The 14,186-nt window shown below is 72.0% G+C and carries 12 protein-coding genes and 1 pseudogene; 4 read left to right on the top strand and 9 right to left on the bottom strand.

Annotated elements, in window-relative coordinates; translation table 11 throughout:
• Window positions 1-2: 2 nt before the first annotated feature.
• From ACRAKI_RS26495 to ACRAKI_RS26470, 6 genes are all read right to left on the bottom strand, one after another.
• Window positions 3-1,724, bottom strand: coding sequence for a sodium/solute symporter (locus tag ACRAKI_RS26495; protein WP_447003221.1), 1,722 nt, complete (start codon window positions 1,722-1,724; stop codon window positions 3-5).
• Window positions 1,721-2,107, bottom strand: coding sequence for a DUF485 domain-containing protein (locus ACRAKI_RS26490; RefSeq protein ID WP_447003220.1), 387 nt, complete (start codon window positions 2,105-2,107; stop codon window positions 1,721-1,723). Before ACRAKI_RS26490 ends, ACRAKI_RS26495 begins: the two co-directional genes overlap by 4 nt.
• A complete protein-coding gene (locus ACRAKI_RS26485; protein ID WP_447003219.1) occupies window positions 2,104-2,943 on the bottom strand; it encodes a LytR/AlgR family response regulator transcription factor in 840 nt (279 codons plus the stop codon). Before ACRAKI_RS26485 ends, ACRAKI_RS26490 begins: the two co-directional genes overlap by 4 nt.
• A gap of 36 nt (window positions 2,944-2,979) precedes the next feature.
• Window positions 2,980-3,288, bottom strand: coding sequence for a hypothetical protein (locus ACRAKI_RS26480; protein WP_447003218.1), 309 nt, complete (start codon window positions 3,286-3,288; stop codon window positions 2,980-2,982).
• A gap of 260 nt (window positions 3,289-3,548) precedes the next feature.
• Entirely contained in the window at window positions 3,549-6,497 is a 2,949-nt protein-coding gene (locus ACRAKI_RS26475) for an AfsR/SARP family transcriptional regulator (RefSeq protein ID WP_447003217.1), read from the bottom strand.
• A gap of 79 nt (window positions 6,498-6,576) precedes the next feature.
• Window positions 6,577-9,063, bottom strand: a complete 2,487-nt coding sequence (locus ACRAKI_RS26470) for a DEAD/DEAH box helicase (protein ID WP_447003216.1) — start codon at window positions 9,061-9,063, stop codon at window positions 6,577-6,579.
• A 152-nt stretch (window positions 9,064-9,215) separates the two neighbouring features.
• On the opposite strand from ACRAKI_RS26470, the gene ACRAKI_RS26465 reads away from it, so the two are divergent.
• The 4 genes and pseudogenes from ACRAKI_RS26465 (at window position 9,216) to ACRAKI_RS26450 (ending at window position 11,651) form a co-directional block, all read left to right on the top strand.
• The gene (locus ACRAKI_RS26465; RefSeq protein WP_447003215.1) at window positions 9,216-9,905 is read left to right on the top strand and encodes an energy-coupling factor ABC transporter permease; all 690 of its coding nucleotides are present in this window, start codon (window positions 9,216-9,218) and stop codon (window positions 9,903-9,905) included.
• Window positions 9,902-10,219: a PDGLE domain-containing protein gene (locus tag ACRAKI_RS26460; protein WP_447003214.1), complete on the top strand. Its 318-nt coding sequence runs from the start codon at window positions 9,902-9,904 to the stop codon at window positions 10,217-10,219. The genes ACRAKI_RS26465 and ACRAKI_RS26460 overlap by 4 nt, the downstream gene beginning before the upstream one ends.
• Before the next feature lies 1 nt (window position 10,220).
• A pseudogene (cbiQ, locus tag ACRAKI_RS26455) lies at window positions 10,221-10,862 on the top strand (cobalt ECF transporter T component CbiQ); the annotation flags it as partial.
• 12 nt (window positions 10,863-10,874) lie between these two features.
• Window positions 10,875-11,651, top strand: a complete 777-nt coding sequence (locus tag ACRAKI_RS26450; RefSeq protein WP_447008518.1) for an energy-coupling factor ABC transporter ATP-binding protein — start codon at window positions 10,875-10,877, stop codon at window positions 11,649-11,651.
• A 25-nt stretch (window positions 11,652-11,676) separates the two neighbouring features.
• Here the strand turns inward: ACRAKI_RS26450 and ACRAKI_RS26445 are convergent, their stop codons facing one another.
• The 3 genes from ACRAKI_RS26445 to ACRAKI_RS26435 form a co-directional block, all read right to left on the bottom strand.
• A complete protein-coding gene (locus ACRAKI_RS26445) occupies window positions 11,677-12,807 on the bottom strand; it encodes a lytic polysaccharide monooxygenase (RefSeq protein ID WP_447003213.1) in 1,131 nt (376 codons plus the stop codon).
• 140 nt (window positions 12,808-12,947) lie between these two features.
• The gene (locus ACRAKI_RS26440) at window positions 12,948-13,520 is read right to left on the bottom strand and encodes an MFS transporter (protein WP_447003212.1); all 573 of its coding nucleotides are present in this window, start codon (window positions 13,518-13,520) and stop codon (window positions 12,948-12,950) included.
• A 238-nt stretch (window positions 13,521-13,758) separates the two neighbouring features.
• The gene (locus tag ACRAKI_RS26435; protein ID WP_447003211.1) at window positions 13,759-14,178 is read right to left on the bottom strand and encodes an SRPBCC family protein; all 420 of its coding nucleotides are present in this window, start codon (window positions 14,176-14,178) and stop codon (window positions 13,759-13,761) included.
• Window positions 14,179-14,186 lie beyond the last annotated feature (8 nt).

The following is a 14,186-nucleotide window of genomic DNA, read 5'->3' as shown; positions in this document are numbered from 1 at the left end:
GGTCACAACCGGTCCTGACTGCGCAGACCCAGGTTCTCCGGCGCGTGCAAGCGCACCATGACGTGGTTCACCCCCGGAGGCACCTTGCGCGGCGTCAGCAGCGACACCACGTACATCACGACGAAACCCAGCGGCACGGTCCACGCGGCGGGCCGGGCCAGGAACACGTGGTACCACTCGCCCCTGCTGCCGCCGCTGATCGTCACCAGACCGGCCACCAGCGCGGGCAGCCCGCCGGCGATCATCCCGGCGACCGCGCCGGTCGTGGTCGTCCGCGTGCTCCAGATCCCCAGCACGAGCAACGGGCACAGCGACGACGCCGCCACCGCGAACGCCAGGCCCACCATGTCCGCCACCGGCACCTTGCCCACCAGCCACGTCATGCTCAACGGCACCAGCACGGCCAGCACCGTCGACACCCGGAACCCGCGCACGCCGCGCAACCGCAGCACGTCCCGGCTCAGCACACCGGCCAGCGACACCATCAACCCGGACGACGTGGACAGGAACGCGGCGAACGCCCCGCCGGCCACCAGCGCGCCCAGCAGCTGCCCGCCCAACCCGTCGATCATCCTGCTCGGCAGCACCAGCACCACCGCGTCCGTGTCCCCGGTCATCAGCAGCTCGGGCGTGTACAGCCGGCCGAGCGCGCCGTAGATCGGCGGCATCAGGTAGAACACGCCCAGCAGCCCCAGCACGATCAACGTGGTCCGCCGCGCCGCGCGGCCGTTCGGGTTGGTGTAGAAGCGCACGATCACGTGCGGGAGGCCCATGGTGCCCAGGAACGTGGCGATGATCAACGAGTACACCGCGTACAGCGGGAACCGCTCGCCGCCGCGCATGGGCAGCGCCCACACCTCGTTCGTGTTCGACGGGATCGACTGCACGTGCGGGACGGTCGCGCCCTGCGGGAACGTGAGCCGGGACCCGGCTGCCACCGTGTGCTCGCCGACGGTCAGCTCGGCGCCGCCGTCGACCCGCTCGCCGTCCACCCGGCCGGAGCCGTTGTACGGGGTGGACCGCTCGACCCGGAACGCCGTGTCGCTGTCGAACGTGACGGTCGTCTGCTTCGGGAACTCGGGGAACCCCGGCCCGGTCAGGTCACGCGCGCCGTGCGCGTGCCAGGCCATCACCAGGAACACCACCGGCACCGCGATCGCGGTCAGCTTGAGCCAGTACTGGAACGCCTGCACGAACGTGATGCTGCGCATCCCGCCGGAGATCACGTTGGTGGTCACCACGACCGCGACGACCAGCGCGCCCACCCAGTCCGGCGCGCCCGTCACCGTGTGCAGCGTCAGCCCGGCGCCCTGCAACTGCGGCAGCAGGTACAGCCACCCGATGCCCAGCGCGAACCCGCTCGCCACCGCGCGCACCGCCGGCGACGCGAACCGGGCCTCGGCGAAGTCCGGCAGCGTGTACGCGCCGCTGCGGCGCAGGGGAGCGGCGACCAGCGCCAGCAGCACCAGGTAGCCCGCCGTGTAGCCGACCGGGAACCACAGCATGTCCGGCCCGTGCGCGAAGATCAGCCCGGCGATGCCGACGAACGACGCCGCGGACAGGTACTCGCCGCCGATGGCCGACGCGTTCCACCACGGCGAGACCGTGCGCGAAGCGACGAAGAAGTCCGACGTGGTGCGCGAGATCCGCAGCCCGTACGTGCCCACCAACATCGTGCCGACCGCGACGACCAGCACCGCGATGATGCCGTACGTACTGCTCACGAGCGTTCCACGAGTTCGGCGAACTCCCGTTCGCTGCGCTCGGCCTGCCGCACGTAGAACCAGCCCGCCAGCACGAACACCGGGAACACCAGGCCGCCGAGCAGCAGCCACGGGAAGGGCAGGCCGAACAGCCGTTGCGCGGCGACCGACGGCATGGACGTGAACACCAGCGGCAGCGCCGCGACGCTCCCGCAGACCACCGCGCACAGCAGCAGGCCGAGCCGCCGCTGCGTCCGGATCAGCGATCGCATGTAGACCGCGCCCAGCTCGCTCTGCTCGTCGATCTCGCGCGAGGCGGGGTACGGGCGGGGAGCGCGCGGCGCGCGGGTGCGCGGGCTCGTCACCACCACCCGTTGGGTGTGCGGGCGCTGCGGGGAGCTCACGACGGCTGCCGGTTGCGGCGCACCAGCAGCTGCCGGAGGTGCCGGGCGTGGCGCCGGCTGACCGGCAGCACCGCGCCGCCGATGTTCACGCTCAGGTGCCCGTCCTCCAGCCGCAGCTCGTCGATGTGCCCGAGCGAGACGAGGTGACTGCGGTGGATGCGGACGAAGCCGGCCGACCGCCAGCGCTCTTCCAGCCCGTTGAGCGCGGCGCGGACCAATCCACTTCCGGTGGCCGTGTGCAGCCGCGCGTAATCGCCGTGCGCCTCGACGTACCGGATGTCGGCCAACCGGATGAACCGGGTGATGCCGCCCAGTTCGACCGGAATGACCTCATCGCCCACTTCAGGCGATTTCTCCGCCGGTGCGGCGCCCGCCGGTTCCGCCGTCTTCGAATCCAGCACTTCGTGCACGATCCGGTGCACGGACTCGGCCAACCGCTCCGCCCGCACCGGCTTGAGCAGGTAATCGAGCGCTTTCAGTTCGAAAGCCTCGACCGCCGGTTCCTGGTGCGCGGTGACGAAAACAATGCGCGGCGGCTGGGCGAACCGGGAGAGCACGCGGGCCAGGTCGAGCCCGTCGAGGCCCGGCATCCGGATGTCGAGGAAGACGGCGTCGACCGGCTGCCCGGCGTCCATGGCGCGGTGCAGGGTCCGCAACGCCTTGGTCGCGTCGGTGACGCCCTCGACGTGGGCGACTCGTGGATCGGAGCGCAGCAGGTAGACGAGGTCTTCGAGCGCGGGGGCCTCGTCGTCCACGGCGAGGACCCGCAACGTGCGCTCAAGCGCCCCACGGCGCTCCGGGCCCTCGCAGAGAGGGCAGGGAAGTCCTGAGGTCATGGAGTTCCAATGCGATGTGGTCGGCAGCGTCGGCGATTAGACCACCGGACGCCTATCCTCGCGCTTCGGGGTGGTCAAGGGCAATGACCGGCGTGCTGCCTGCGCGTCACCGAGGGTCATCTCCAGTTCGAGGGAGGCCTCCTCGGCCCGGCGCGCGGCGAGCGACACGGACGCCGCCGCCGCGCTCCCCACCAGCCTGCGCGTCGGTTCCCGCAATGCGAGGACGACGTCCGACCACTCGTTCGCCAACCTCGCCAACTCGGTGAGCGCGGAGACCAATTCCGCGGAAGTGCGGGGTGTCCCGTCCGCGATCCGCGCCAGGTCGAGGTGCGGATCGGAATCCATGGCATCCCCCAGGAGTAAGCCGCCGAAGTATCGACACCCGATGTTCTCGGTCCGGGTCGACGTGGTCAACGACCCGGTGGAGTGGTCTCAATTGGCGGGTGTAACCGAAACACCGGAAACAGAGGATACCCGCTTGTCACCGCCGCTTTCCCGCGCAATTCCCACTGGAGTGTTCCTCGTCATGTGGCGCACGGGTGGAAGGTTCAGGGTGCCGGACCGGAGGACTCGCGGTGCCGGAGTGGAGGACTCGCGGGGGTGGGTTAGGTGAGGGCGGTGATGGCGGCGGTGGCGAGGTGCTCGCACTGGCCGAAGCCGCTGCGGGCGGCGAGGTCGCGGCCCACGCGGGCGTGGCGGAGGGCTTCGGTGCGGCGGTCGTCGGCGGCCAGGGCGTGGACCAGGTGGATGTGCGACCGGCAGACGCCGAACCGGAAGTCCGACGACGCGGCCAGTTCCAGGGCGCGCAGGTGGGCGGCCACGGCGCGGGACGGCTTGCCCAGGTGGATCAGCACGAGCCCGAGCGCGTTGTGCACCTCCGACTCGATCCGCGGACTGCCGCCCAGCTCCTGCACCAGCGCCAACGCTCGCTGGGCCGTGCGCAGCGCCTCCGCGTGCTCCCCGCCCAGGCACAGCGCCACCGCCAGGTGCGCCATCGCCTCCGCCCGCGCGTGCCGGGCGCCCGTCCGGTACCACGCCGCCAGCGCGTGCCGCAGCAGCTCCACGGCCTTCGGGTAGTCACCGGCCGCCGTGCGGCACCGCGCGAGCAACGCGGCGCACGTGGCCTCCACGTTCATCCCGTCGGCCGACCTCGCCAGCTCCAGCGCCTCGGCCAGCAACGACTCCGCCGGCGCCAGGTCGCCGCGCATCATCCGCAACGCGCCGAGCCCGGCCAGCGCCCCGATCCGCACGTGCGGCCCGGCCCACGGCTCACCGCTCAACGCCATCATCCGCTCGAACGAGGCGAACGCGGCCGGCAGCTCGCCCAGCTCCAGGTGCACCACCCCGTCCAGCCCGGTGTGCAGCCACACCGTCCGCCCGGTCGGCCGGGCCGACCGCAGGTACCGCTGGGCGGTCCGCAGGTTGCCCAGGTTCCGGTGCTCCGCCGCGAGCCACACCAGCATCAGCGTCTCGGCGTCGTGGTCGCCCACCGCCCGCGCCGCGCCCAGCGCGGCGTCGATCGCGTGCACGAACTCCACGTGGTGCCCGTGCGACCCGAAGTACCCGCCGACCGCGTCGATCAGCTGCCACGTCATCGGCAGCGGCCCGTGCACCGCGCAGTGCTCCGTCGCCGCCAGCACGCTGGCCCGTTCGGCGTCCAGCCACGTCCGGGCGACCTCGGGGCTCATCCGCGGCGGCCCGGACACGCCCAGCTCCGGGTACAGCACGTCGCCGACCTCGACCGACGTGCGCAGGTACCAGTCGAACAGCCGCTGCCGCGCCGCCTCCACGTCGTCGCCCGCCGCCTCGGCCCGGTCCGCCGCGTAGACGTGCAGCAGGTCGTGCAGCGAGAACCGGTCCGCCCCGACCCGCTGCACCAGGTGCGCCGACGCCAGGTGCTCCAGCAGCCCGCCGGCGACGTCGTCCGGCACGTCCAGCAGCGCCGCCGCGCCGGACACGCTGAAGTCCGGCCCCGGGACCAGCCCCACCACCCGGAACAGGCGTGCCGCGTCCGGCGCCAACGCCGCGTACGACAGGTCGAACGCCCGCCGCACCGCCGCCGTGTCGTCGTTGTCCACCGCCAGCGCGGACAGCCGGTCGCCGCCGCGCAGCTCGTCCACGTACGACGCGACGTCGGCGTGCGGCGCGCCGACCAGGTTCCCCAACGCGATCCGCAGCGCGAGCGGCAGGTAGCCGCACAGCCGGGCCAGCTCGCTCAGCGCGTCGAACTGCGCCACCGCCGCCTCCGGCCCGAGCGATCGGGCCAGCAGCTTCCACGCCTCGTCGACCCGCAGCACGTCCAGCCGCACCGTCGTGGCCGGCAGCCGCAGCTCGTTCCGGCTGGTGATCACCACCGAGCAGCCTGGGTCGGCGGGCAGCAGCGGCAGCACCTGGTCGACCGACGCCGCGTTGTCCAGCGTGATCAGCACCCGCCGGCCGCGCAGCCGGGACCGGTAGCTGCGGACCAGCTCGTCCTCGTCCACCGGGATGTGGTCGGCCCGCACGTCCATCGCCCGCAGGAACCGCGCCAGCACCGCGGACGTCGACAGCGGCGGCGACGTGGAGTACCCGCGCAGGTTCACGTACAGCTGCCCGTCCGGGTACCGGTCGCGCACCGCGTGCCCCACCGACGTGGCGAACGCCGTCTTGCCCACCCCCGGCGGCCCGCACACCACCACGGTCGCCGACGCCCGCGTCAGCAGCCCGGTCACCCTCGCCAGCTCCGCGCCGCGCCCCACGAAGTTGCCCACCGGCGCGGGCAGCTGCGACACGGGCGCCCACGTGTTCGCCGCCGGCTGGTACAGCGCCGGGTCGCCGGTCAGGATCGCGTGGTGCACCGCGCGCAGCGAGTCGCTCGGGTCCACGCCCAGCTCCCGCGCCAGCGCCGTCGACGCCTGCCGGTACGCGTCCAGCGCGTCCGCCTGCCGGTCCACCCGGTACAGCGCCACCATCAGCTGCGACCAGAACCGCTCCCGCAGCGGGTGCTGCGCGGTCAGCCGGCGCAGGTCCGCGATCACCTCGTCGCACCGGTCCAGCCGCAGCTTCACGTCCACCAGCTCCGAGATCGCCCGCAGCCGCCGCTCGGCGAGGTTCGGCACCTCCGTCTCGTGCAGCGAGTCGGACGGCACGTCGGCCAGCGGCGGGCCGCGCCAGAGGTCCAGTGCCCGTTCGTACACCGCCGCGGCGGCCGGGAAGTCCTCGGCGGCGGCCAGCGCCGCGCCCTGCTCGGCCAGCGCCTCGAACCGGTGCAGGTCCAGCGCGTCGGGCGGCAGGTCGATCCGGTAGCCGGTGGGCGTGGTGTGGATGAGCTGCGGGTCGCCGAGCGTGCGCCGCAACCGCATCACGTACACGGGCAGCGTCTGCGCGGCGCGGTCCGGCGGCGTCTCGCCCCAGACCCGGCGGATCAGGTCGCTCGCGGGCACCGAGCGGTTCGCGCTCAGCAGCAGGGTCGCCAGGACGATGCGGTGCTTGGCGGCGGTGACCGGGACCGAACGGCCGTCCCGGCGGACCACGATGGCCCCCAGCACGCCGAACTCGTCCTGAGACAGGGTCAACCGCCTCCGTTCTCTCCCGACGTGGACATGCTGGTGCTCCGGTTCGCACCGGAGTACCACCGGATGGACCCCGCGGCTGCTACAGCCTGCCGACTTCGGTGATCCGCACCGCGGCCGTGCCGATCTCGTCCGACTCGGCCAGGTCGACCTCGGCGGTGAAGCCCCAGTCGTGGTCCTTCGCCGGGTCGTCGAACGCCTGCCGCACCCGCCACAGCCCCGGCTCCTGGGTGATCGTCAGCAGCGCCGGCCCGCGCGCGTCCGGCCCCATGCCGATCTCGTCGTGCTCCTCGAAGTACGGCTCCAGCGCGTCCTGCCACTCCTCGGCGGTCCAGCCCGCCTCGGCGTCCAGCTGCCCCAGCTCGTAGTAGTCGCGCCGGGCCGCCAGCTCCACCCGCCGGAACAGCGCGTTGCGCACCAGGACGCGGAACGCCCGGACGTTGCCGGTGACCGCTGGAGGCGAGTCGCTGATCGACGCTTCCACGGTGGCGCCCTCGGTGGGGTTGCGCAGCTTCTCCCACTCGTCCAGCAGGCTGGAGTCGACCTGGCGGACCAGCTCGCCCAGCCACTCCTGGAGGTCGCTCAGCTCCTCGGTCTTGGCGTCCTCGGGGACGGTCTGCCGCAGCGCCTTGTACGCGTCGGCCAGGTACCGCAGCACCAGGCCCTCCGAGCGCGCCAACTGGTAGTGCGAGACGTACTCGGTGAACGTCATCGCCCGCTCGAACATGTCCCGCACCACGGACTTCGGCGACAGGTGGTGGTCGGCGACCCACGGGTGCCCGCGCCGGTACGTGGTGAACGCGGCGTCCAGCAGCTCGGCGAGCGGCTTCGGGTACGTCACCTCGTCCAGCAGCTCCATCCGCTGGTCGTACTCGATGCCCTCGGACTTCATCGCGCCGATGGCCTCGCCGCGCGCCTTGTGCTCCTGCGCGGACAGCACCTGGCGCGGGTCGTCCAGGGTGGACTCGATGACGGACAGCACGTCCAGCGGGTAGCTCGGCGACTCGCGGTCCAGCAGTTCGACGGCGGCCAGCGCGAACGGCGACAGCGGCTGGTTGAGCGCGAAGTTCACCTGGAGGTCCACGGTGAGCCGGATCTCGCCGCCCTGCCGCTCCACCACGCCCGCCGCCAGCAGGCCCCGGTACATCTGGATGGCGCGCAGGATGTGCCGGCGCTGCGCCGGCCGCTCCTCGTGGTTGTCCTCCAGCAGGTGCCGCATCGCGCCGAACGCGTCACCGGGACGGCCGATCACGTTCAGCAGCATGGCGTGGCTGACCTGGAAGCTGGACGTCAGCGGTTCCGGCTCGGCGTTCTTCAGCCGCTCGAACGTCTGGTCGCTCCACGACACGAAGCCCTCGGGCGCCTTCTTGCGCACCACCTTGCGCCGCTTCTTCGGGTCGTCGCCGGCCTTGGCCAGCGCCTTCTCGTTCTCCACCACGTGGTCGGGCGCCTGCACCACGACCGTGCCGACGGTGTCGTAGCCCGCGCGGCCCGCCCGTCCCGCGATCTGGTGGAACTCGCGGGCCTTCAGGTGCCGGGTGCGCTGGCCGTCGTACTTCGACAGGGCGGTGAAGACGACCGTGCGGATCGGGACGTTGATGCCCACGCCGAGCGTGTCCGTGCCGCAGATGACCTTCAGCAGGCCGGCCTGGGCGAGCTGCTCCACCAGCCGCCGGTACTTCGGCAGCATGCCCGCATGGTGCACCCCGATCCCGTGCCGGACCAGGCGGGACAGGGTCTTGCCGAACCCGGAGGTGAACCGGAACCGGCCGATCGTGGCCGCGATGGCGTCCTTCTCGGCGCGGGTGGCGACGTTCACGCTCATCAGCGACTGGGCGCGTTCGAGGGCGGAGGCCTGGGTGAAGTGCACGACGTAGACCGGGGCCTCGCGGCCGTGCAGGAGCTCTTCGATCGTCTCGTGCAGCGGGGTGGTGACGTACTGGAAGTTCAGCGGGACGGGGCGTTCGGCGGACCGGACCACCGTCGTCGCGCGACCGGTGCGGCGGGTGAGGTCCTTCTCGAAGAACGCGACGTCGCCGAGCGTGGCCGACATGAGGAGAAACTGGGCCTGCGGCAGCTCGATCAGCGGCACCTGCCACGCCCAGCCGCGGTCCGGCTCGGAGTAGAAGTGGAACTCGTCCATGACGACCTGACCGACGTCGGCCTTCGTGCCGTCGCGCAGGGCGATGTTGGCCAGGATCTCGGCCGTGCAGCAGATGATGGGCGCGGTCTCGTTGACGCTCGCGTCGCCGGTCATCATGCCGACGTTCTCCGGGCCGAAAGTCTCGATCAGGGCGAAGAACTTCTCCGACACGAGGGCCTTGATGGGCGCCGTGTAGAACGTCCGCTTGCCCTCCGCGAGCGCGGCGAAGTGCGCGCCGGTGGCGACCAGCGACTTGCCGGAGCCGGTGGGGGTGCTGAGGATGACGTTCGAGCCGGAGACGATCTCGATCAACGCCTCCTGCTGCGCCGGGTACAGCGACAGCCCCCGTCCCTGCGCCCACTCGGCGAAGCTGTCGTAGAGGAGGTCGGGGTCGGGGGTGGCCGGCAGGCGGTCGGTGAGAGTCATCGCAGGCAGAGCATAGTGGTAACGCGCAGTGAGCAGCGCCCGCCCGATCCGCCCTGTGGCCGGCCGGCCGTCCGGATCGGTCCGAGGTGTGATCGGGATCGTTGTTGCAACGAGCTGGCCATAGCGGGTCATGGGCAACTAGCGTGTGACCCGTGTCCGATCCGGTAGCAATGCACATGAGCGACGGCCTGCTCGACGCGCCGACGTCGCTGCTGTTCGTGGCGGTCGCGGTCGCGGGGGTGGGCGTGGCGCTGGCCAAGGCGCGCGGCGACCTCGACGACCGGACCGCGCCGCTCGCCGGCCTGGTGGCGGCCTTCGTGTTCGCCACCCAGATGCTCAACTTCCCGGTGCTGCCCGGCGTCAGCGGCCACCTGCTCGGCGGCGCGCTGGCCGCGATCCTGGTCGGACCGTGGGTCGGCGCGCTGTGCGTGACGATCGTGCTGGTGGTCCAGTCCCTCTTCTTCGCCGACGGCGGCGTCACCGCGCTCGGCGCGAACATCACCAACATGGCCCTGATCGGCACCGCGGTCGGCTACCTCACGGCCGTGGCGCTGCGGAAGGTCGCCACCCGCAACAAGGGCGGTCTGGCGGCGGTCGCGTTCGTGTCCGCGCTGGTCAACACCGTGCTCGCGTCGTTCGGCTTCGTGCTGGAGTACGCGATCGGCGGCCAGGGCGGTGTCGCGTTCGGCACGGTCGCCACCGCCGTGCTCGGCGTGCACGTGCTCATCGGCATCGGCGAGGGCGTGATCACGGCGGTCACCGTGACGGCGGTCGCCGCGGCCCGACCGGACCTCGTGTACCTGCTGCGCGGCGTGCCGCAGAAGTTGGAGCTGAAGACGTGAAGCAGCGCTTCTTCGCAGTGTTCGCGGTGGTCAGCCTGGTTCTGGCGGGCGCTGTCTCCTACTTCGCCGACGGGAACCCGGACGGGCTCGACCACGTCACCGAGCAGCACGGCATCGCCGAGCACGCGCAGGACCACCCGCTGGCCGGGTCGCCGCTGGCGGACTACGCGGTGGCCGGCGACGACCGGTTCACCGGGCTCGCGGGCGTGCTCGGCGTCGTCGCCACGCTGGTTCTCGCCGGTGGCCTGTTCTGGTTGCTGCGCAAGCGTTCCGACGTGGAACCCGATGTGAAGCCCGACGCGAAGTCGACCTGAGGTGGGCGCGGGCCACGGGTTCCTGCACCGGCCCGGCGACTCGCCGGTGCACCGCCTCACGCCGCAGACGAAGATCGTCGCCACGGTGGTGGCGGTGCTGTGCGTGGTGGCGACGCCGCGCGAGGCCTTCTGGGCGTTCGGCGTCTACCTGCTCGCGCTCACCGCGGTCTGGGCGGTGGCCCGCGTCCCGGTGCGCTGGTTCGCCGCGCGCTCCGTGATCGAGGCGCCGTTCGTGCTGCTGGCCCTGCTCCTGCCGTTCACCGGCGCGGGGGACCGGGTCGACGTGCTGGGCGTGTCCGTGTCCGAGGAGGGCGCGCTGGCCGGGTGGAACATCCTGGCCAAGGGCACGCTCGGCCTGCTGACGTCGTTGACGCTCGCCGCCACCACCGCGCCCCAGGACATCCTGCTGGGCCTGCAACGCCTGCGCATGCCGTCGGTCCTGATCACCATCGCCACGCTGATGCTCCGCTACGCCGAGGTGATCGTGGGCGAGGCCAAGCGGATGCGGGTGGCCCGGATCTCGCGCGGTGACGACCCGAGGTTCCTGTGGCAGCTCGGCGCGACCGCACGGGGCATCGGCAGCCTGTTCATCCGCTCCTACGAACGGGGTGAGAGGGTGCACCTCGCCATGGTGTCGCGCGGGTGGACGGGCCGGATGCCCGACAGCGGGGGGTCTCCGGACGTCGTCGCGCCGCGACGGTCCGCGCCCGCGCTCGTGGTCGAGCGCCTGGCCTACGCCTACCCGGACGGCCACCAGGCCCTGTTCGGCATCGACCTGAAGGTCGAGCGCGGCGAGCGCGTCGCCGTCCTCGGGCCCAACGGCGCGGGCAAGACGACGTTCGCGCTGCACCTCAACGGCGTGCTGGGCGGCGGTTCGGGCCGGGTCGAGGTGGCCGGGCTGCCGGTGGAGAAGAAGCACCTCAAGGAGATCCGCCGCCGCGTCGGGGTGGTCTTCCAGGACCCCGACGACCAGCTGTTCCTGCCCACCGCGCGGCAGGACGTGGCGTTCGGCCCGACGAACTTCGGGCTGCGCGGCGCGGAACTGGACGAGCGGGTGGACCACGCGTTGCGCGCGGTCGGCATGGAGGAGTTCGGGGACCGGTCGCCGCTGCACCTGTCCGGCGGCCAGCGCCGTCGCGTCGCGCTGGCCACCGTGCTGGCCTGCGACCCGGAGATCCTGGTGCTCGACGAGCCCTCGGCGAACCTGGAACCGGTGGCCCGCCGAGAGCTGGCCGAGGTGTTGCTGGGGTTGGACCGCACCATGCTGATGGTCACGCACGACCTGCCCTACGCCTTGCAGCTGTGCCCGCGCAGCGTGTTGATCGACGGCGGTGTCGTGGTGGCCGACGGACCGACGCGGGAGCTCCTGGCCGACACCGGGCTGCTCGCCCGGCACCGGCTGGAGCTCCCGTTCGGGTTCCGCCTCGACTAGCCGCCTCGACTGGCCGCCCGGGGAGTTACGGGCTGGTGCAGGTCACCGTGGGCAGCGAGTTGGTGCTGCCCGAGTAGGTGGCCGTGAAGCCGAACTTGACCGACGCCTCCGGCGCCACCGTGCCGTTCCACGCGGCGTTCTTGACGATCACCTGCGCACCGGAGCCGGACTTGACGCCGCTCCACAGGCTGTTGATCGACTGACCGTTCGCGTAGGTCCACGTCGCGGTCCAGCCGTTGTAGGCGCTGGTGCTGTGGTTCATCAGCTCGACCTCGCCCTGGAAGCCGCCCGACCACGCGCTGGTGATCTTGTAGATCGCCATGCACTTGGAGTCGCCGGGCTGGGTCGAGGTCGTCGTGGTGGTGCTGGTGGGCGTCGTCGTGGTGGTCGACGTGCTGGTGCTCGTCGACGTGGTGGTCGTGGTGGTGGGGGTCGTCGTGCCGCCGCCGCCGATACCGGTCACCTCGCCGTTGCCGCCGTCGAACGTCACGTCGGAGCAGTTGTAGAACGTCTCCGTGCTGTCCGACCGGGTCCACACCGAGTAGATGATGTGGCGACCGGACTTGCCGGACGGCAGGTTCGCGTTCCAGTAGTACTGGCCCTCGACCGTGCCCACGGCCCCGCTGTTCGCCGGGTTCGTGACGCTGTGGAACGGCGTGCTCTCCAGGTCGCTCCACGCCAGCGGGCGGTTGGGGCTCCAGCTGTCCTTGGTGACGTACAGGTGGAACGTGCCGGGGTGCGCGGCCCACTTGTTGTACGACCACGAGAAGTTGGCGCCCGCGGTCAGGTGGGTCACCGGGTAGTCGGCGCGGGCGGTGTCGAACCCGGCGAACGTCGGGTTGCCACCGCTGCACAGCTTGCCGTCGGGGATGAAGCCGCTGGTGCGGCCGGCCCCGTCGGAACGCAACACGCCGAACCAGTTGTAGAGGGCGTTGTCGCCACCCGCCGCCACCGCCGCGGCGCAACCGGGGTTCTTCGGCTGGATGTTGCCCTGCGGGGTCAGTCCGTCCCGCCAGCACAGGAAGGTCCGGCTGCCCGGCTTCATCATGGCGCCGTGCGCGGACGCCGTGGTGGGGCTGACCACGTTCACGAGCGTCGCGATCAGCAAGCCTGCCACACCGGCCGCGGCCAGCGCGATCCATCGTCGGGCCGTCACGTCGTTCACCTCCTCGTCGAGGTTCTGGGAGCGCTCCCAGGAACGGCTCGACTGTAGCCCCGCCCACGTCGATCTGTGAATGGGCCACTACGCAGTGCATCCGAGCGGCCCAGGGCATGCGGCCCTGTGGCCCTGGGGAGCTACACCCGGACGCGGGTACGCCGCCTGGGACGGTTCCCAGGTCGCACTGGTCCGCGCGGGTGCCCGCCGGGTGGCGCCGGCTGGTGCGGACGGTGCAGCACGCGGTGTGCCAGAGCGTTCCGGCGGTGCGGCGGAGCGGCCAGCACGGACGCGGCGAACGCCGTGGCCAAGAGGGTGAGCGCACCACCGAGCACCAAGGTCTCAGGCGCGCCGATCCGCTCGCACAGCCAGCAGAGCAGGGGAGCGCCGACCGCGCCCGCCCCCGCGCCGACGGCCGAGTTGACCGCCAGCAGCCGGCCGCGCATCCCGTCCTCGGTGTCCAGCTGGATGCGGGTGCTCATGGTCGTGTCGATGACCACCGCGCCCGCCGCGATCGGCAGCAGCACGATGGCGAACCCGAGCACGCCGGGCACCAGTCCGCTGGTGACCTGGAGCAGGCTCGTCCCGCACGCGACCGCGAGCAGCAGCCGCACGGTCAGCGCCCGGCGCGCCGCCGCGGCCAGCCCGCCCAGCACCGTGCCGGTAGCGAACACCGTCGACAGCAGGCCGTACGTGGTCGCGTCCGGGCTCATCGCGGCCATCGTGACCTGGTAGTTGCGCCCCAGGCTGGACAGCGTGAAACCGAGCGCGAACAGCAGGAGCAGGCGCCGCTGGCGGTGACGTAGCGCAGACCGGCGGCGACACCGACCCGGTCGGACGGGCCGGCCTCCAACGGGTGCAGCTCGTCCCGCCGGATGGCGGCCACCGCGACGGCCGCGCAACACATAGGTGGCGCTTCCCGGGTTCACACCCGATGATCAGTGAAAGCAGTCACGTGGCGCTCTGCATGGCGAGCGCCGCCAGCCGGCTCAGTGCCTGCTCGATGTACTCGTCCGTTATTTCGTGCGCTTCACCACCGACGGCCTCCGGGTGGTCGCCCCTCACGTCCAGGTGCAGCACCACGCGGCAGCGGCCGGGGCCTCGCTCGTCCACCTGGAGCCACCCGGAGTAGCCGCCGCCCGCGAGGTCGCCCCACTCCAGCCGGCGCTGGTCGTCGTCCGCGGCCAGGTAGCCCTCGCCCTCGCCGACCTCGTCGCCCATCGACACCCGTCCGGTGACCCGTTCCGGGCCGCTCGGCTCGACCTGGAGCCCGTCCGGCAGCCACGCCTGCATCGCCCCCACGTCCTTGGCGAGGTCGAACACCACCCGCGCGTCCACCGGGACCGTCTGCTCATGCTCGAACACAGCCATGCCGGCAG

It is taken from the genome of Saccharothrix isguenensis, from assembly GCF_052936305.1.
Note: the sequence above shows the minus strand (reverse complement) of the source record. Positions and strands in the feature narration are given on the sequence as shown.